This is a genomic window from Novosphingobium sp. 9U (genome assembly GCF_902506425.1).
Taxonomy (GTDB): domain Bacteria; phylum Pseudomonadota; class Alphaproteobacteria; order Sphingomonadales; family Sphingomonadaceae; genus Novosphingobium.
Window position 1 is genome coordinate 1,852,118 of record NZ_LR732469.1, and the last position, 19,251, is coordinate 1,871,368.

Annotated in this window: 15 protein-coding genes; 8 read left to right on the plus strand and 7 right to left on the minus strand. The window is 65.7% G+C overall.

Annotated features, from left to right (window positions below; all coding sequences use genetic code 11):
• Positions 1–230 precede the first annotated feature (230 nt).
• The 3 genes from clpS to GV044_RS08675 form a co-directional block, all read right to left on the minus strand.
• On the minus strand, positions 231–587 hold the full coding sequence (gene clpS, locus GV044_RS08665) for an ATP-dependent Clp protease adapter ClpS (RefSeq protein ID WP_159871125.1): 357 nt from the start codon (positions 585–587) through the stop codon (positions 231–233).
• Positions 588–844: 257 nt separating this feature from the next.
• Entirely contained in the window at positions 845–1,915 is a 1,071-nt protein-coding gene (phaP, locus tag GV044_RS08670; RefSeq protein WP_159868208.1) for a phasin family protein, read from the minus strand.
• A 254-nt stretch (positions 1,916–2,169) separates the two neighbouring features.
• Positions 2,170–4,086: an alpha/beta hydrolase gene (locus tag GV044_RS08675; RefSeq protein WP_236554819.1), complete on the minus strand. Its 1,917-nt coding sequence runs from the start codon at positions 4,084–4,086 to the stop codon at positions 2,170–2,172.
• Positions 4,087–4,256: 170 nt separating this feature from the next.
• Between GV044_RS08675 and GV044_RS08680 the strand changes: the two genes are divergently transcribed.
• Entirely contained in the window at positions 4,257–5,456 is a 1,200-nt protein-coding gene (locus tag GV044_RS08680; protein WP_159868211.1) for an LL-diaminopimelate aminotransferase, read from the plus strand.
• A 444-nt stretch (positions 5,457–5,900) separates the two neighbouring features.
• Positions 5,901–6,581 (plus strand): winged helix-turn-helix domain-containing protein, encoded by a 681-nt coding sequence (locus GV044_RS08685; RefSeq protein ID WP_159868214.1) that lies wholly within the window; start codon positions 5,901–5,903, stop codon positions 6,579–6,581.
• A gap of 3 nt (positions 6,582–6,584) precedes the next feature.
• Here GV044_RS08685 and GV044_RS08690 read toward each other — a convergent pair whose 3' ends face one another.
• Together GV044_RS08690 and GV044_RS08695 are read right to left on the minus strand one after the other, a co-directional pair.
• Positions 6,585–7,109 carry a molybdenum cofactor guanylyltransferase gene (locus GV044_RS08690; protein WP_159868217.1) on the minus strand — a complete coding sequence of 175 codons (525 nt, stop codon included), beginning with the start codon at positions 7,107–7,109 and terminating at the stop codon, positions 6,585–6,587.
• Between the two features lie 136 nt (positions 7,110–7,245).
• Positions 7,246–7,545, minus strand: a complete 300-nt coding sequence (locus tag GV044_RS08695; protein WP_159868220.1) for a hypothetical protein — start codon at positions 7,543–7,545, stop codon at positions 7,246–7,248.
• 258 nt (positions 7,546–7,803) lie between these two features.
• On the opposite strand from GV044_RS08695, the gene polA reads away from it, so the two are divergent.
• Positions 7,804–10,659, plus strand: coding sequence for a DNA polymerase I (polA, locus tag GV044_RS08700; RefSeq protein WP_159868223.1), 2,856 nt, complete (start codon positions 7,804–7,806; stop codon positions 10,657–10,659).
• Positions 10,660–10,750: 91 nt separating this feature from the next.
• Positions 10,751–11,893, plus strand: coding sequence for a mechanosensitive ion channel family protein (locus tag GV044_RS08705; RefSeq protein WP_159868226.1), 1,143 nt, complete (start codon positions 10,751–10,753; stop codon positions 11,891–11,893).
• A gap of 33 nt (positions 11,894–11,926) precedes the next feature.
• Here GV044_RS08705 and GV044_RS08710 read toward each other — a convergent pair whose 3' ends face one another.
• Both GV044_RS08710 and GV044_RS08715 read right to left on the minus strand, forming a co-directional pair.
• Positions 11,927–13,240 (minus strand): serine hydrolase, encoded by a 1,314-nt coding sequence (locus tag GV044_RS08710; RefSeq protein WP_159868229.1) that lies wholly within the window; start codon positions 13,238–13,240, stop codon positions 11,927–11,929.
• 207 nt (positions 13,241–13,447) lie between these two features.
• Positions 13,448–15,754, minus strand: a complete 2,307-nt coding sequence (locus tag GV044_RS08715; protein WP_159868232.1) for a CDC48 family AAA ATPase — start codon at positions 15,752–15,754, stop codon at positions 13,448–13,450.
• 561 nt (positions 15,755–16,315) lie between these two features.
• Between GV044_RS08715 and GV044_RS08720 the strand changes: the two genes are divergently transcribed.
• From GV044_RS08720 to GV044_RS08735, 4 genes are all read left to right on the plus strand, one after another.
• Positions 16,316–17,023 (plus strand): CoA transferase subunit A, encoded by a 708-nt coding sequence (locus tag GV044_RS08720; protein ID WP_159871131.1) that lies wholly within the window; start codon positions 16,316–16,318, stop codon positions 17,021–17,023.
• Complete coding sequence (locus tag GV044_RS08725; RefSeq protein WP_159868235.1) at positions 17,023–17,658, plus strand: CoA transferase subunit B; 636 nt, start codon at positions 17,023–17,025, stop codon at positions 17,656–17,658. The genes GV044_RS08720 and GV044_RS08725 overlap by 1 nt, the downstream gene beginning before the upstream one ends.
• Positions 17,659–17,662: 4 nt before the next feature.
• Positions 17,663–18,613: an NAD(P)-dependent oxidoreductase gene (locus GV044_RS08730; protein WP_159868238.1), complete on the plus strand. Its 951-nt coding sequence runs from the start codon at positions 17,663–17,665 to the stop codon at positions 18,611–18,613.
• A 62-nt stretch (positions 18,614–18,675) separates the two neighbouring features.
• On the plus strand, positions 18,676–19,221 hold the full coding sequence (locus tag GV044_RS08735; protein ID WP_159868241.1) for a glutathione peroxidase: 546 nt from the start codon (positions 18,676–18,678) through the stop codon (positions 19,219–19,221).
• Positions 19,222–19,251 lie beyond the last annotated feature (30 nt).

Sequence of the window (19,251 nt, forward strand, 5' to 3'; positions counted from 1 at the left end):
GGGACAAGAAGGGGGACTGCTCGCGCAGCGAGGGTGGTGGGGACTCGCCACCTTCCACGAGCTTGCCGGCCGAGTCGCCCTTCGGCGAGACTCCTCTCCACCACGCTTCACGCGATCCCCCTCCCCGTGCCGGGAGGACAGGCTTGAAGGTTTAATGCCAACGAGGTGGCAGCCCTGACAAGCAGTCCGGAAATGCTGCTCTCAGCTTAGCTAGAGTTCGCGAAAGGCCTTCAGGCCTTCTCCAGCGTGCATTGCAGCGGATGCTGGTTCTGACGGGCGAAATCCATCACTTGGTTCACCTTGGTCTCGGCGATCTCGTAAGGGAAGATGCCGCAGACACCGACACCCTTCTGGTGGACATGGAGCATCACGCGGGTGGCCTGCTCCATGTCCATATGGAAGAAGCGCTTGAGGACCAGCACGACGAACTCCATCGGCGTGTAGTCGTCGTTCAGCATCAGCACCTTGAACTGGCTGGGCTTCTTGGGCTTGGCGCGGGTCTTGGTGGCGACACCGACCTGGCCATCGCCATCGCCCGGCGGAGGCTTGCCGTCACCATCGTCGTCAGCAGAGGCGCGGACGACCATGCCGAGCACCTGCCAGCCGGCAATCGGGCGCAACTGCGCAGCCACGGCGGACGGGCAGGGAGAATCGGTCAGGGCGGAGTGGGAATTCATGCCTGCAGAATATCGTATGCCGCAGGTCATCTTCAAGATGGCCCGAGCATGCCTCCAACCGGAACCGTCGCGTTGCGGACACGTACAGCCGGAGCGAGGAAACGCGGGCCGAAGCATGAAGCCTCGACCCGCGTGTCCATCATTCGATCACGATCGTCGCTGGGCGATCAGAGCGCGGCAGCGTTGACCGGCGCCGCATTCATCGGCGCGGCCTGGCGGGCCTTTTCGACCGCCAGGCTGACGCGGCCGGAGATCGGCGCGAATGCGTCGTTCATGAGCTTGAGGAAGGTTTCGCTGTTCTTCGAGCCATAAGCGACGGCGCTGTCGAAATTCTTGCGGACGATGTCGCTCTGCAGCTTGAGGAAGTCGGTCGGCGACTTGGCGGCGGCGAGCTCCTTGATGTCACCGGTCATGCTCTCGAACGCGGTGCGGCCTTCGGCAACGATGGTGCTGCCAATTTCCTGGGCGCCTTCGGCCAGGATCTTGCCCGAAGCGATCACCGCCTCAACGTTGCCCTTGGCGAACTCACCGACTTCGCCGAACACGGTCGAGCTCTTCTCGAACGCGGCTTGCGCCTTGGTCTGGGCGTCGCTGATGGCATCCTGAAAGCTGCTGAAGTTGGCGGTCATGTCCATGATCTTGTCCTTGAGGTCGAATGCAGGTTGATGGGCGGGCGCGGCAGGCGAGGTGTCCGGAGCCGCTCGCTTGAGCAGAGCAGTCCGGTTGGTTGCGACGGCCGGCTTCGCCGCAGAAAGAGATTGATGAGCGGAGGGCACCGCAGGAGCAGCAGCCGCTGGCTTGGCAGCCATCGCCTTTGTCGGTGCGGCAACGTGCTGCGGCGGCAGCGGCTTGGCGGCCACCACCTTGGCAGCCTTGCTCACCGGCAGCGGCTTCGCGGCAACCGGCTTGGTCTTGGCTGCCGAGACCTTGAGGACGCTGGCTTTCGCGGGGCTGGATTGCTTCGCGGACTTGGCTGCCGGTGCAGGCGCTGGTTCTGCGTGAGTACCTACGTCCGTCGACACCGCTGCAGAGACTGGAACCTCTGTTGTGGCTTTGGCCTGCACACCACCGGGCGCACCAGCAGCCAGCGTCGGCAGACCGGACGACAGCGCCGTCTGGTCCGGCGCGATCACGCGGCGGCGCAGCGAAGGTTTCGCCTGCTTGGCGACATTGGCCAACGGCACGGCGCTTTCCTGCGCCGGCGCACCATCGTCGATCCTGTCTTCAGTCTCAGCCATGGTCTGCAGTAATCCGCCCGCTGCCTTGATCCAGAACGTCGTTGCCCGACGTTGGTTTCGTGCATTGCACAACCGAAGTCATGCCATGCTGCAATGCAACAGTATGCATCACAAGCAAGCGAGTCAAGAGATTATGCTGCGATGCAACATAGTGTAATCTTCTGGCGGAAAGAGGCATTTCGGGCCTGTGGGCACGGTTGATCTGCCCACCCGGGTCTACGGGCAGAATGCCTCAGCCCGAGGGAACAAGGTGCCTAGCGCATGGAGACGTAGCGTCCGGGCGCATCCTCGATCACGCGATCGCCACGTCCACCGGGCACGCGCTTGCCCTTCGCCGGAACCGTGCCGGCATCGATCGTCTCGAGCCAGCCGCGCCAGTGGTTCCACCAGCTGCCGGGCTCTTCGTGGGCATCCACGACAAATTGGTCGAGCGACTCGCGCGCGTCCGGATTGGTCCAGAACTGGTACTTGCGCTGATCCGGATGGTTGACGACGCCGGCGATGTGCCCGGACCCCGCCAGAACGAAAGTCCATGGCCCCGCCAGGAAGCGGGTGAGCTTCCACACGCTGGCGGGTGGGGCGATGTGATCCTCCCGGCCCGCCTGGATGTAGCATGGGGTGGTGATGCGTCGCAGGTCGATCGGCACGCCACACGCGGAGAGCGAATCGGGGACCACCAGTCGGTTGTCGCGATAGAGGTCGCGCAAGTAGTCGCGGTGCCAGCGTGCCGGCAGGTTGGTGACGTCACCGTTCCAGTGCAACAGGTCGAAGGGCACATGCTCCTCGCCCCTCAGGTAGTTCTTCTCGACGTAGCTCCAGATCAGGTCGTTGCCGCGCAACAGGTTGAAGGCGGCAGCAAGATAGCGTCCGTCCACATAGCCCTCGGGCGAAAGGTGCCCGAGCGCCTCGATCTGCTGGTCGTCGATGAAGTTCTTGAGGTCACCCGCGTCCTCGAAGTCCACCTGCGCCGTGAAGAACGTGGCGCTGGCGATCTTCTCTGCCTCCCCTTTTCGCGCGAGCACGGCAAGCGTGGCGGCGAGGGTGGTCCCGGCGACGCAGTAGCCGATGGTGTGCACCGCAGGCACGTTTAGGCGGGTGCGAACCACGTCGACCGCCTCGATCTGGGCACCGATGTAATCGTCCCAGACATGGTCGGCCATGCTGGCGTCTGCCGACTTCCAGGAGACCATGAACACGGTCACGCCCTGCTCCACGGCCCAGCGCACGAAGCTTTTACGGGCGTTGAGATCGAGGATGTAGAACCGGTTGATCCAGGGCGGGAAAATCAGCAGCGGCGTCGCCAGCACCGTCGGCGTGGTCGGCGTGTACTGGATCAGCTGGAACAGCGGCGTCTCGTGCACCACCTTGCCCGGTGTGGCGGCGATGTTCTCGCCCAGCTTGAAGGCCTCGGCCGCGGTGTGGGTCAACTGGCCGCGACGCATGTCGGTGAGCAGGTTCTCCATGCCCTTGACCAGGCTTTCGCCGCGCGTTTCCACCGCCTTCTCGAGCGCGACCGGGTTGGTCAGCGGGAAGTTGGCAGGGCTGAGGCCATCGACCAGCGCGCGGGTGGCGAACACCAGCTGGCGTTTCCTGGCGGCGTCCAGCCCCTCGATCCCCTCGGCCATGCCGATCACCTGCTCCGATAGCATGAGGTACAGCTGGTGAACGATCGCGAAGAATGGCTGCTTGCGCCAGCTCGGGTCGGCGAAACGCGGGTCCGAGCGCGGCAGCTCGGCCGGAGCCTCCGTCTTGACCGGTCCGAGCTCGAACTGGCCGAGCACCGCCGTGGCGAGCGCCAAGCCGTCTTCCCACAGCTTGCCCTGCACCTCTGGACTGGCGAGAGGAAGCTGACGAAGCACCGTGCCGGCGCTCTCCATCCACCGCGTCGGATCCATGAACTGCGGCGAGGCGGCACTGGCGCGGGCGAGCTGCTCCACCTGAAAATCGGTCCAGAGCGTCTGGAGCCGGGTCGCGGCCTCGGCCCACTTGACCGCCTCTTCTGTAGGCGCCGGTTTCGCATCATTGCCGGTACCGAGCTGTGCGGGCTCACCGGAGGGCTGCGCCTGGGGCAACATCTGCCCGAACAGCGCCAACGCGCCTTGCGCCTGCGCCATCATCATCTCACCGAACAGGTTCATGCTGGCGTCGGACGGTCCTGCCTGGGTCGGCATCGGGCGGGCATCTCCTCTAACGCCCTCTAACTGCTACTGGTCAGGCCGTCTGTCGAGTCCTGCCATCCCTTCAGCGATCCGCCATGCGATCAGGCATTTGCCGCGGGGCCGTAATCCCTTACAGCGCGAGCAGCGGCGATCCTGCCGCGCCTAAGAAAGCCTGTGAGGTCATGGAAGACGAGTTCTACCGCATCAAGCGACTGCCGCCTTATGTCATCGCCGAAGTCAACGCGATGCGGCACGCAGCACGCCAGGCGGGACGGGACATCATCGACCTCGGCATGGGCAACCCCGACTTGCCGCCGCCCCAGCACGTGATCGACAAGCTGGTGGAGGTGGCGCAGAAGCCGAGCGCGCACGGCTATTCGCAGTCCAAGGGCATCCCGGGTCTGCGCCGCGCACAGGCCGGCTACTACGCCAAGCGCTTCGGCGTCGAGGTCGATCCCGAGCGCGAAGTGGTGGTCACTATGGGTTCCAAGGAAGGCCTTGCCAGCCTCGCCACTGCGATCACCGCGCCCGGCGACGTGGTGCTGGCGCCCAACCCCAGCTACCCGATCCACACCTTCGGCTTCATCATCGCCGGCGCAACGATCCGCTCGGTGCCGACCACGCCCGACGAGGCGTACTGGCGCAGCCTGGACAAGGCGATGGCCTTCACCGTGCCGCGCCCGTCGATCCTGGTGGTGAACTATCCGTCAAACCCGACGGCGGAGACGGTGGACCTCGCCTTCTACGAACGGCTGGTCGCCTGGGCCAAGGAGAACAAGGTCTGGATCTTGTCCGATCTTGCTTATTCCGAGCTCTACTACGACGGCAATCCGACTCGCTCGATCCTCGAGGTCCCCGGCGCCAAGGACGTCGCGGTCGAGTTCACTTCGATGAGCAAGACCTACTCGATGGCCGGCTGGCGCATGGGCTTCGCGGTCGGCAACCAGCGGCTGATCGCGGCGATGACGCGCGTGAAGAGCTACCTGGACTACGGCGCTTTCACACCGATTCAGGCTGCCGCCTGTGCCGCACTCAACGGTCCGCAGGATATCGTCGAAAAGAACCGCCAGCTCTACCAGAAGCGCCGCGACGTCATGGTCGAGGCGTTCGGCCGTGCCGGATGGGAGATCCCGCCGCCCAAGGCCTCAATGTTCGCCTGGGCCCCGCTGCCGCCGTCCTTGCGCGAGATGGGCAGCCTGGAGTTTTCCAAGCAGTTGCTGACCCATGCCGATGTCGCGGTGGCGCCGGGCGTCGGCTACGGCGAGGATGGCGAAGGTTTCGTGCGCATTGCCATGGTCGAGAACGAGCAGCGCCTGCGCCAGGCCGCTCGCAATATCCGCCGCTACCTCTCGTCGATGGGAGTGAACTCCACCGCGGCCTGAGGCACCTCAAGGCTGCGCGCCTGCTCCTCTCCCGCCGGGGAGAGACAGGGAAGCTTGCTCCGCCAGGAGCTAGCGCAGCTTGGAGAGGGCAGCGTGCTCTCGCATTCCTCTCCCACTTCGGCTAGCCCCTGCGGAGCCAAGCCTGGCTATCCTCTCCCCGCGCGGGGAGAGGATCATAGCGCCATGTTTGCTCCGTCGGCGCACCTACTGATCATTCTTCTATCCGCCCGGTCACACAGAAGGGCACGCCCAGCACGCATGGGCTGCAGCTGCGTGGAAGCCTTCAATAAGACCACCAAAGCAACAACTTAGACGATCTTACAGTATGGTTATAAGAGTATTTACCTAGTCCTAAATGCCGCATTGCTCATGCTGCGGCTGCGAACTTCAGAGCAAGAAGTCGCGCATGAACCTGGGTCGCGCCAATCTGGACAGGGGAAGACGGTGGGCGCTTTTCGATGGATCTCCGAAGGCAGCATCCCTGCCAACTGCGACTTGCGACATCATGGCTGGCGTCTGGCAGAAGCCGACGAGACGGCGAGCGACTGCATCCTCATCGCCCATGCAGCGGAATGTGAGGGGCGCGCTGCACCCTCTCCTCAACAAGCATGGGACCATGCCCGACGCCTGACTTTGGTGAGCGGCGTCAACACCGGCGCCACCAGGGCACGCCTTCTCGCCGCCGGGTTCGGTGAAGCGGTGAGCGACCAGGTCCCTTTGGCAGAAGTGCATGCACGGGCGCGGCGCCTGCACGATCTGGCAGGTTGGCTTCCGCGCCAGCGCACGATCCGCGAGCTCAAGCTCGACCTGATCTCGCGCGAGGCGACATACCGCGGGCGCACTCTGGGCCTCCACCCGGCCGAGTTCACCATGCTCTGGCGGATGTCCGAAACGCTCGGCCAGCCCGTCAGCAAGGATACCCTGGCGAAGGACCTGTGGGGTGCCGGCAGCATCAGCAAGAGTAACTCGATGGCCGTGCAACTATCGCGGCTGCGGGCCAAGCTTGCCTGCGCCGGGTTGGCCAATCTCATTATCACGATCGAAGGCGGTTACAGGCTCGACACCAGCATGATGGACTTGAACCCACGCCCCACATGGATGGCGCTGGGACAGATCTGTCCCTGACGCTCAGCGAGGGGCTCGCAGGGCCGCGAGGTCCTGGGGCGTGTTGATGTTGGCAGGAGGTCGAGCGATCTCGACCATGCGCGCGCCCACCGACTCGGCGAAGCTGTAGAGCGAGTGCGGCCCCTCACCGTGCAGGATCGCTTCGATCGCCTCCACGCAGGACGCCGGCCAGATCCCGATCACCGGCTGCGCGGCGAGGCAAGCCGGCGCCGAACCCAGCATTGTTGGCAAATCGTCGGGCAGCGCCAGCGAATCGACGCCACAGCTAAGCACTGCCTCATATCCCTCATCGACAGCGAGGTGCAGCGCCGCGGCCAGGCCTGCGAGCGGGCCCATGTCGGGGCGCGGCCAGTCGGGCAGGGTCGGCGCCGGAGCGGTCGCGCGCCCCGCCACCACCACATGCTCGCACCAGCCCGACAGGGTATCGACGGCGATCGACAGCAGGGTATGCCCCTCGATCTCGGCCAAGGCCTTGTCGCTGCCGAAGCGAGTCGATCGCCCCCCCGCCAGCACCACTCCCAGGATCATCGCAGTCTCCACAACAGGAACAAGGCTAAGCAATCAACGAGACTTAAGTTGCCGCATCGCGCAGCAGGCAGGCACGAAAAAAGGCGCGCTGGATGGGCCAGCGCGCCTTTCTCTGTCTCGAAAACGAGGAAGAAGCTTACTTCTTCAGCTCGGCCTCGGCGTCGGCAGCAGCGCCCGAAGCGGCAGCCGCAGCGTCGCCAGCAGCGTCGGCAGCCTTGGCGCCGGCTTCCTTGGCAGCGTCGCCAGCGTCAGCAGCAGCTTCCGAAGCGTCGGTAGCGGCGTCGCCCGCAGCGTCAGCCGCGTCGCTGGCGCCAGCCGAGAGATCTTCGGCGGCCGAGCTGGCGGTGGCGTCAGCGGCGTCCTGCGTCTTCTCCGAGCAAGCAGCCATCGTCAGCAGGCCGAGGCCGGCTGCAGCAGCGAGAACGATCTTGCGCATCTTGTAGTACCCTTGAATTGTTTTTCCGGACCTGCGGGAGCATGACCCGCTAAAGCTAACCGCGTGGCTAGACTTCAAGCGCGTCGATAATCGGCTTGCCGCATCTATGCAAGCGTTGGTCGCCAAGCCGAGCCACAACTCGTCGCATGCCATTCTTTGGACACAGAGTTTTGCCAGCGGCGTCCACCCGCTGGAGACGGCACTGGCCGTCCCGCAGGGTCGCTGGATCATGCTCCCCCCTGCTGCTACCAGCGCCTTATGGAGCCCAAGCAGCATCTCTACCTGGTCGACGGATCGGCCTACATCTTCCGCGCCTACCACCGGCTGCCGCCGCTGACCGACCCGGAAGGCACGCCGGTCGGGGCGGTCTATGGCTATACGACGATGCTGTGGAAGCTGGCCGAGGACCTCAACAAGGCCGACGGCCCGACGCATCTGGCGGTGATCCTCGACAAGGCAAGCACCTCGTTTCGCAACGAATTGTACGACCAGTACAAGGCGCACCGACCGCCGCCGCCGGACGACCTGGTGCCGCAGTTCCCGCTGATCCGCGATGCGACTCGCGCCTTCAGTCTCGCCTGCATCGAAGAGCCGGGCGTCGAGGCGGACGACATCATCGCCAGCTACGCGCGCGCGGCGGTGAAGCGCGGTTGGGACGTAACGATCGTGTCCTCCGACAAAGACCTGATGCAGCTGGTCGGCAAATGCGGCGAGCCGCACGATGGAGTCGAGGGTGGCTGCATCGACATGCTGGACACCATGAAGAACCAGCGCATCGACATCGCCGAAGTGGTCGAGAAGTTCGGCGTCATGCCGGAGAAGGTCGGGGACGTGCTCGCGCTGATGGGCGATTCGGTCGACAACGTGCCAGGCGTCTTCGGAGTGGGTCCCAAGACCGCGAGCAAGCTGATCCAGGATTATGGCGATCTCGAATCGGCACTGGCCGCCGCGCCGTCGATGAAGAAGGGCAAGCTTCAGGAGCGCCTGATCGAGCAGGCCGACATGGCGCGGCTGTCCAAGGAGCTGGTTACGCTCAAGGAAGATTGCCCGCTGCCGATCGAGATGGACGACTTCAAGCTGACCGCCATTCCGCCCGAACCTTTGGCGGCGTTCCTGGGCAAGCACGGCTTCACCAGCCTCTTGAAGCGCCTGGACGGCGGGCACGGCAGTCCCGAGCGCACGACGCAGTTGCATCCGTCCAAGCCGGTCACCGAAGGAGCCAATCCAATCGAGGGGGCGGCGCGGCAGGACATGCCCGAGTGGCGCGAGATCGATCTCGATGCCTACAAGTGCGTCACTACGGTGGCGGAACTGGAGGAGTGGATCGCCCGCGCCTACGACAAGCGCCTGCTGGCGATCGACACCGAGACCTCTGCGCTCGACGCCATGCGCGCGGATCTCGCCGGCATCAGCCTCGCCTTGGGGCCGAATGACGCTTGCTACATCCCGCTCGGCCACGGTGGCAGCGACATGTTCGCCGAACGGCCGGAGCAGATCCCGCTCGACGAGGCACTGGCGCTCTTGAAGCCGCTGCTGGAGGACGATGCCGTCCTCAAGGTGGGGCAGAACATCAAGTACGACCTCAACGTGTTCGCGCGTCACGGCATCCACGTCGCGCCGATCGACGACAGCATGATCATCTCGTTTTGCCTCGACGCCGGCCGCCAGATCGAGGGCATCGGCGGGGGCCACGGCATGGACGAGCTGTCCGAGCGGCACCTCAGTCACAAGACGCTGACCTTCAAGGACATCTGCGGCACCGGCAAGAAGGCAATCCCCTTCGGCGAAGTGCCGCTCGACCGCGCCACTCGCTACGCCGCCGAGGATGCCGACGTCACCTGGCGCCTGCACCAGCTGCTCAAGCCTCGGCTCAGCCACGAGGGCGGCACGCGCATCTACGAGCGGGTCGACCGGCCATTGATCCCGGTCGTCGCGCAGATGGAGCGCCATGGCATCAAGGTCGATCGAGAGAAGCTCGCCGGCCTGTCCAAGGAATTCGCCACCGCTGTCACCGCGCTCGAATGCGAGATCTTCGGCCATTGCGGCTTCGAATTCACCATCGGCAGTCCCAAGCAACTGGGTGACGTGCTTTTCGACAAGCTGGGCTACAAGGGCGGGCGCAAGGGCAAGTCGGGCATGTACTCGACCGACCAGGCGATCCTTGAAGGCTTGGCGGCACAGGGCGCGACCGTGGCCACCAAGGTTCTCGAATGGCGCCAGCTGACCAAGCTGCGCTCGACCTATACCGAGGCGCTGCAGGCGGCGATCAACCCGGCGACCGGCCGCGTCCACACCAGCTACAGCCTGGTCGGCGCGCAGACCGGGCGCTTGTCCTCGACCGATCCGAACCTGCAGAACATTCCGATCCGTACCGAGATCGGCCGCCAGATCCGCGACTGCTTCGTCGCCGAGCCGGGCAACGTGCTGCTCAGCGCCGACTACTCGCAGATCGAGCTGCGCCTGGCGGCGCACATGGCCGACGTGCCGCCCTTGAAGGAGGCGTTCGCGGCGGGCGAGGACATTCATAGCCGCACGGCGATGGAGATGTTCGGCACCGTCGATCGCGATACCCGCGGCCGCGCCAAGACGATCAACTTCGCGATCCTTTACGGCATCTCGCGCTGGGGTCTCGCCGGGCGGCTCGGGACCGAGTCGGACGAGGCGCAGGCGATGATCGACCGCTACTTCGAGCGGTTCCCAGGCATCCAGCGTTACATCGTCTCGACGCTGGAGACGGTGCGCGAGCGGGGCTATTCCGAGACGCTGTTCGGCCGCAAGACCTGGTTCCCGCGCATCACCTCCAAGGCGCAGGCAGAGCGTGCCGGCTCCGAACGCGCCGCGATCAACGCGCCGATCCAGGGCACCAGCGCCGACATCATCAAGCGAGCGATGGCGCGGATGGGACCGGCCCTGAACGACGCCGGGTTGAAGGACGTGCGCATGTTGCTGCAGGTGCACGACGAACTGGTATTCGAACTGCCCGCGGGCGATGTCGCCGCAGCCAAGCCGGTGATCGAGCGAGTCATGGCAGAAGCGGCTCTGCCCGCCGTAACGCTCGACGTGCCGCTGGGCGTCGAGATCGGCTCGGGCGACAGCTGGGGTACGGCGCACTAACTCATCCTCTCCCCGGCGGGGAGAGGTTGAAGTGCACCTCGGCGGAGACGCATGCCGGAACCTGCTGCAGTGCAGCATCGTTGACTCCGGCATGATCCACCTGATCGAGCGCTACATCACCGGCGTGCCCCTCTGGGCGGAGCGCACCATCGTCGCCGTGATCGCCGCGCTCGTCGGCGCGTTTGTGGCGCTGGCGGTGCACACCGTGCTCTACCGCGTCTCGGCCCGCATCGCGCGGGCGAGCAAGAGCCGCGCCGACGACATCCTGATCAACCGCCTTGCCCGCCCGACCCGCTGGTCGTTCGTAGCGCTGGGCGTCATCCTCGCCGCGCGCGAAACGCCGGCGCTCGCGGCTGCTTGGGATAAGGTGGCGGGCTTCGTCATGCCGGTGCTGATCGGCTGGATCGCACTCGCCATCCTGCGCACCTTCGTCGAGACGATGTACTTGCGCTACGATATCTCGGTCGAGGACAACCGCAACGCCCGGCGCCGGCGAACCCGGCTCGGCATCATCAGCCGGATCATCAGCTTCGGCATCGTGTTCCTGACGATCTCGCTGATGCTGCTGTCGATCCCTGGCGTTGCCAAGATCGGCGTCACGCTGATGGCCTCGGCCGGCCTTGCCGCGCTGGCAGTCGGCGCGGCGGCGCAGCCGGCCTTGAAGGCGCTGATCGCCGGGCTGCAGATGGCCCTCACCGAGCCGATATCCATCGACGACGTCGTGGTCATCGACGGCGAGTGGGGCCGGATCGAGGACATTCGCACGACTTACGTCGTGGTGCGCGTGTGGGACGATCGGCGCCTGGTAGTGCCGACCACGCGCTTCCTGGAGGACACCTTTCAGAACTGGACCAAGAGCACTGCGCAGCTGCTCGGTACGGTGATGATCTACCTCGATCCGGCCGCCGAGATCGGCCCAATCCGCGAGGAGTACACCCGCCAGATCACCACGCATCGCCTATGGGACAAGCGGGCGCAGATCCTGCAGGTGACCGACCATGACGCCGACGCCATGGAAGTGCGCCTGCTGATGAGCGCCAAGGACGGGCCGACCCTGTTCGACCTTCGCTGCGAAATCCGCGAGGGCATGATCGACTGGATCCGCCGCCACCAGCCCGAGGCGCTGGTGCGCCGCCGAATGCTGCCAGTATCGCCGGTGGAGCTGGCTGCCGGGCCGTCGATGGCCGATGCGATCGCAGTGACGAAGGGCAACGGCGCCACCATGACGCATTGAAACTCGTCGTCCCGGGTCGAGCCCGGGACGACGCTAGCCGCCGGCCACGATCTCCAGCGCTCGACCCATCAAGGCACCGAACCGCGCTTCGTCCACTGGCGCCGCCGGGTCGTTCCAGGTTGCGGTGACGACCTTCCAGCGCGCCACCTTGTCGCGCAGCAGCACGGTCATGCTGACCACGCCCGGCTCCGAGCCACCCTTGTAACCCACATAGCCGAACCGCTCGTGCAAGGGCGCGGCCGGGCCGGGGTTCAGAGAGAGGATACGCAAGGCCTCCGCGCCTGCTGCGGTTTCGCGGTGGCGCGCGAACCAGCCCATGGTCCGTACGAGGTCCGCCGGTGTGGCGAACCACTCCAAGGCGTCGATTAGCACCGGCTGCCCATTGGCATAAAGACGGTCGATCGCCGAGCCTGGCAGACGGGCTACCTCTTTCAGCATCTGCCGCCGCCCGATCGGATCTGCGTCGAGGTAGCGACGGCCCAGCGTGCCGCCTTGCACACCTTTGAGCTTGAACAGCTCCATGGTGGAGAGGAACGGCACATTCCAGTCGGCATAGCTGAACCCGATCGGTCCCAACATGCCCTCCACCTTGCGGCGGCCGAGTTCGTGCAGCAGCAGATCGGTGGCGCTGTTGTCGCTGACCCGGATCATCTCCTCGGCCAGCCGGCGCAGCGTAACCCTGGTGCCGGGCTGCAGCTGGTTGAAGCCGCCCGCGGGCAACTCCAGCGTGCCAAGCGTCACGGTGTCGGTCCATTTGCGCTCGCCCGCGTCGATGGCACGGACCAGTTCGGCCAGGATCACCAGCTTGAAGGTGGAGCCGATCGCCAGCGGCCGGCCGGGCTCAAGCGCGCTTTGCGGCTCACTGCCGGGCTCGATGTCGGACACTGCGAAGCCGGCGACGCCCGGCAACCGCGCAAAGGCACCCGCGATTTCATCCAGCGAGCGCATGGCGGCGATATCGGCTGGCTCGATGCGGTCGATCACGAAGCCGATGACCCGGGTATCGGGTGCGAGCACCACGAACGCATGCGCGCGCCCACGCTCATACGCAATCGCGAGATCGGCATGGCTGGCATCTCGCGCGGTGATCGAATTGACAGCGGTCGCACGGCCGAGCTGCGCGCGGACCGAGGCGGCAACCTCGCGCAACCTGCCCTCGGGCACCGCCTTCAGGAACTCGGGCGCGAAGGTCTCGTCTGGGCGCCCTCCGCCGTTGAGCACCGCCAGCAGTTCTCCACTGCGCCGCGCCAGCGCCGGTGAGACGGCGGTGTCTGCCTGCGCCTGCGCGGGCGCGGCAATGGTCAGGGCAGCGATGGCGGCAAGTGCGGCCCGGGTCTTCGACGTCATGGCTGCTCCTGTGTGACGAGCGGTGGCAGCATGGGCACCATTCCGTCCGGGGAGCAAGCGTGAGGACCCGCGAGATGTCCCGGAACGGGCATCAGCGCTCCGACAGGCTCGGCACAAGCGGTGTCGTGGTTCAGCAGCGCATGTCGCGGTGCTGCGTCGAGTGCATCAGGAGCAAGGGCGGGAGCGTCACCGCTCCCGCCCGCGACGTCAGTGCTCGTGCTTCCGCTCGCGGCGGGGTTCGACCATGCCCGGAGCGATGAAGCCGATCGGTTCGACCGCCATGGCGCGCTTTTTCAGCTCGCCTTTCATGCGGGCGTACTCTTCCTCCATCTCGACCGTGACGGTGGCGCGGCTGTCCTGCAGCGCCTCGTCGAAGTCGGCGCGGCTCACCGAGGTTACTCCCGAGCCGTTCTTGCGGATCGCGATCAGGCCGGCGCGGCGCACCACGTCTTCCAGATCGGCGCCGGTAAAGCGCTCGGTTTCCCGGGCGATGCGGGCGAGATCGACATCGTCCGCAAGCGGCATCTTGGACGTGTGAATGCCCAGGATGTGCTCTCGCCCGGCTTCGTCCGGCGTGCCGACATAGACCAGCTCGTCGAACCGGCCCGGCCGCAGCAGCGCCGGATCGACCAGCGCCGGGCGGTTGGTGGCGCCGATGACGACGATCGACTGCATGTCCTCCATCCCGTCCATCTCGGCCAGCATCGTGTTGACCACGCGGCTGGTGACTTGCGGCTCGCCCATGGAGTTGCCACGCGAGGGCACCAAGCTGTCGATCTCGTCGATGAAGATCACGCACGGGGCCACTTGGCGCGCACGAGAGAACAGCTTGGCGATCTGCTGCTCGCTCTCACCGTACCACTTGCTGAGCAGGTCGGACGACTTGATCGAGATGAAGTTGGCTTCCGCCTCCTTCGCCACCGCCTTGGCCAGCAAGGTCTTGCCGGTACCCGGCGGACCATAGAGCAGGAAGCCCTTGGCCGGCCGGATCCCGAGACGGTGGAAGCTCTCGGGGTTCTTCAGAGGCAGCTCGACGCCTTCGCGCAGTTTAAGCTGCGCCTCATCCAGCCCTCCGATGTCGGCCCAGCCGATGTTGGGCACTTGCACCATGACCTCACGCATCGCCGAGGGCTGCACGCGCTTCAGCGCCGCCAGGAAGTCGTCGCGACCAACCGACAAGCTTTCTAGCACTTCGGCCGGAATCGTGCGGGCCTCCAGGTCGAGCTTCGGCATGATCCGGCGCACCGCCTCGATCGCCGCTTCGCGAGCGAGTGCGGCGAGGTCGGCGCCAACGAAGCCATGCGTGGTGCGCGCGATCTCGTTCAGGTCCACACCTTGCAGCGGCATGCCACGGGTGTGGATGCCCAGGATCTCGCGCCGGCCGCTCTCGTCGGGGACGCCGATGACGATCTCGCGGTCGAACCGGCCAGGACGGCGCAGCGCCTCGTCGATGGCATCGGGCCGGTTCGTGGCCGCGATGACGACGACGTGCGCGCGCGAGTTCAACCCGTCCATCAAGGTCAGCAGCTGCGCGACCAGGCGCTTCTCCGCCTCGCCGTGGACTTGGCTGCGCTTGGGCGCGATCGAATCGATCTCATCGATGAAGATGATCGCAGGGCTGGCCTTGGCCGCCTCCTCGAACACCTCGCGCAGCGCCTTCTCGCTCTCGCCATAGCCCGAGCCCATGATCTCGGGCCCGTTGATCGAGTGGAAGGTCGCGTCGCTCTCGTTGGCGACGGCCTGCGCCAGACGGGTCTTGCCGGTTCCTGGCGGGCCGTGCAGCAACACGCCCTTGGGCGGATCGACGCCCAGGCGGGTGAAGAGCTCGGGGTAGCGCAGCGGCAGCTCGACCATCTCGCGCAGCTGGCGGATGGTGTCGGACATGCCGCCGACGTCGTCGTAGTTGATATCGCCGCGCGGGCTTTGCGCTTCCTCGTAGACCTCGCGCAGCTCCACCTCGGTGTTCTCGTCGATGTGGACGATGCCCTTGGGCACAGTCGAGACGACGTTGAGTCGGATCTGCGTCAGCGAATAGGCGGGCGCGTTGAACATGCGGCGCAGCTGCGGCGGCAGGTCGGCGACCTGCTGCTGGCCCGTGGTGGCGACCAGATCGCCCTGCATCATCGGCCGCTGGAAGAAGTTGCGCTTTAGCGCCTGAGCAGGGCCTTGCAGCCGCATCTCCTTGTGCGCAGGCGCGAACACCACGCGCTGAGCGGGGCGCGACTCTGCCTTGGCGACCTTCACGTGCTCGCCCGAGCCGACTTCGGCATTGCCGCGCTGCAGACCGTCGAGGCGGATTACCTGCAGCTCTTCATCCTCGGGATAGCCGAGCACGGCGCGGGCAACGGTGGTGGACTTGCCGGTGATCTCCAGTACGTCGCCCTCGAGCGCGCCGAGCGCCGACAGCGAAGCGCGCGAGAGGCGAGCGATTCCGTGGCCGCTCTCTTCCTGGCGGGCGGCCGCAACCTGCAGCTTGATCGTCCTGTCTTCCGTCTGGACCGCGGCTTCCGCCATCGCAATTCCCTTCCCGTGGTGCGCGGCCCGTCTCGGGCCTAAAGCCGAGCTAGGAACGAGAGGGAGCGATTGCAAACCAACGGAGCGGGTGCCGAACGGTTCCAACCCTGCACGTCATCGGATCGCCGGATGCCCCCCCTCGCACGCAAGAAAAAAGGCTCGATCGTTGCCGACCGAGCCATGGAAGTTTTGGGAGAGGATGCCTGAAAGGCCATTTTGATATGCCGGGCACTTCCTCATTGTGCAAATGCGAAAAGCGAGACCGCAGTTGCGTTGATTGCACTTCATCGTAGCCACGACGCTACTGACCGCAGCGGACAGGCATTAGCGCCTAGCCTTTGTCCTTGCGGGACGAGCAACCTGCTTAAAAAACGCGCAAGACGAAGCGCGATTGTTTCCGATCAGGCCTCTTGTAGGTGCACCTTTGCCGCGCTGCAGCAAGCGGCGGTCTCTGCGGCGTAGGAGGAGAAGCGGCAGAACTGGACCGAAGCCTGCCGCTTCGGCTATCGGCGCTGCAATGCATTGCAGCGCAGCATGCGCCAGACCCTGGGAGCCCGCACGATGAAGAAGCTCTACCCCGATGCCACCACCGCGCTGGACGGTCTCTTGCGCGATGGCCTGCTGATCGCGAGCGGCGGCTTCGGGCTCTGCGGCTTGCCCGAGCGGCTGCTCGATGCCGTGCGCGACAGCGGCGTCAAGAACCTGACGTTCGCCAGCAACAACGCAGGGATCGACAACGAAGGCATCGGCAAGCTGCTGCGCACCAAGCAGGTCAGCAAGATGATCTCGTCCTACGTGGGCGAGAACAAGGAGTTCGAGCGCCAGTACCTCTCGGGCGAGCTGGAGGTGGAGTTCTCACCCCAGGGCACGCTGGCCGAGCGGATGCGGGCGGGCGGTGCGGGCATTCCCGGCTTCTACACCAAGACTGGCGTGGGCACGCTGATCGCCGAGGGCAAGGAGACCAAGGTCTTCAACGGTGAGGAGTACGTGCTGGAGCAGGGCATCTTCGCCGACCTGGCGCTGGTCAAGGCCTGGAAGGCGGACGAGACCGGTAACGTGGTGTTCCGCAAGACCGCGCGCAACTTCAACGTGCCTGCCGCGACTTGCGGCAAGGTCTGCGTGGTCGAGGTAGAGGAAATCGTGCCTGTCGGCAGCCTCGATCCCGACGCCATCCACTTGCCCGGTGTCTACGTCCAGCGCCTGATCCTGGGCGCGCCCTACGACAAGAAGATCGAGTTCACCACCACGCGCGAGAGGGAGACCGTCTGATGAGCTGGACCAGAGACCAGATGGCCGCTCGCGCCGCGCAGGAGCTTGAGGACGGCTTCTACGTGAACCTCGGTATCGGCATTCCGACCTTGGTGGCAAATTATGTGCCTGCGGGCATGACCGTGACGCTCCAGTCGGAGAACGGCATGCTGGGCATCGGACCGTTCCCCTACGCTGACGAGGTCGACGCCGACCTCATCAACGCGGGCAAGCAGACGGTGAGCGAACTGCCGCACTCGGCCTACTTCGACAGTGCGCAGAGCTTCGCGATGATCCGCGGCGGGCACATCGACCTCGCTGTGCTCGGCGCCATGGAGATCGCGCAGAACGGCGATATCGCCAACTGGATGATCCCGGGCAAGATGATCAAGGGCATGGGCGGCGCGATGGACCTCGTCGCCGGGGTCAAGAAGATCATCGTCGTGATGGAGCACACCGCCAAGGACGGCAGCCCCAAATTCATCCCAGCGTGCACCCTGCCGCTCACCGGCAGGAACGTGGTCGACATGATCGTCACCGATCTTTGCGTCTTCGCCCGGCCCGATCACGCGAGCGCGTTCAAGCTGGTGGAGCTTGCGCCGGGCGTGAGCGCCGATGAGGTCGCGAGCAAGACCACGGCGAAGTACGAGAGCTGACAAGGTGCGGGTGCTGCTGACAGGCTCATCGGGCTGGCTCGGCAGGCACCTCGCGCCGCTGCTCGTGCAGGCCGGGCACACCGTCACCGGCCTCGATGTCGCGCCGGGAGCCAGCACCCAGGTGATCGGATCGGTGGCCGACCGTGCCCTGGTGTTCGACACGGTGGCCCGGTTCGGGATCGAGGCGATTGTCCACGCCGGTGCGCTGCACAAGCCCGACATCGTCCGCTTTCCGCGCCAGGCCTTCATCGACACCAACCTGACCGGAACGCTCAACCTGCTGGAGGCGGCGGTGGAGGCCGGCCACCCACGCTTCGTCTTCACCTCCACCACGTCGCTGATGGTGCGCGGCGACGTGCGCGCCGGAGCCGGGGACGCGGGTGCCTGGTGGATGGACGAGGACTTCGGTCCGATCGACCCGCGCAACATCTACGGCGTGAGCAAGTTCGCAGCCGAGAACCTGTGCCGCTTGATCTCGGCCGAGAGCGGCATGGCGGTGGCTATCCTGCGCACCGGGCGGTTCTTCCCCGAGGACGATGATACGCTCGCAGTGCCCTCCGGCCTCAACCTCAAGGCCAACGAGTTCCTCAACCGGCGGCTCACAGTGCATGACGCCGCCCGCGCGCACGTGGCCGCGCTGGAGCGCATCGCGGGCTGCGAGACGTTCGTCATCAGCGCTCCGCCGCCCTTCTCGCGCGAAGAGGCGCTCGAACTCGCCACCGATGCACGCGCCGTGATCGAGCGGCACTTTCCCGATGCGGCGGAGCTTTATGCGGCGGCCGACTGGGTGCTCCCTGATCGCATCGAGAGGGTCTACGACCCGGCCAAGGCCGAACGCCTGCTAGGCTGGCGCGCGCGGATCGACTTCGGCGCCATTCTCCAGGCCTTGCGCCGGGGCGATGACCTGCCACTCGGCCACGATACCGACTGGGTCTCGCCCATTACCACAGCCTGAGCTGTCTTGCCGCGGTCATCCCGCCGCTCCATAACCTGCCCCGAACCTTTGGGAGACACAACATGGCCGACCTCGCCACCATTCCGCTGACGCGCATCGACGGCAAGCCCGACACTCTCGCCGAGCACGCCGGCAAGGTGCTGCTGGTGGTCAACGTCGCGTCCAAGTGCGGCCTGACTCCGCAGTACGAGGGGCTGGAGAAGCTGTACGAGACCTACAAGGACCGCGGCTTCGAAGTGCTCGGCTTCCCGGCCAACGATTTCGGCGCGCAGGAGCCGGGCACGCACGAGGAGATCGTCGAGTTCTGCAAGCTGAACTACGGCGTCTCGTTCCCGCTCTTTGCCAAGGCCGACGTGACCGGCCCGGCCAAGCAGCCGCTCTACGCTGCGCTGACCAAGGCGGTGCCGACCAAACTGGGCGATGTCGAGGGCATGAAGGAGCGCTTCAAGGGCTACGGCATGACGCCCAACGACGATCCCGAGGTGCTGTGGAACTTCGAAAAGTTCCTGATCGGCAAGGACGGCTCGGTGGTCGGCCGTTTCGCGCCGGCGATGACGCCGGAGGATCCGGCGCTGGTGTCGGCGATCGAAGCCGAGCTGGCGAAGTAGGCAGAAGGACAACGTCGTCCCGGGCTTTAC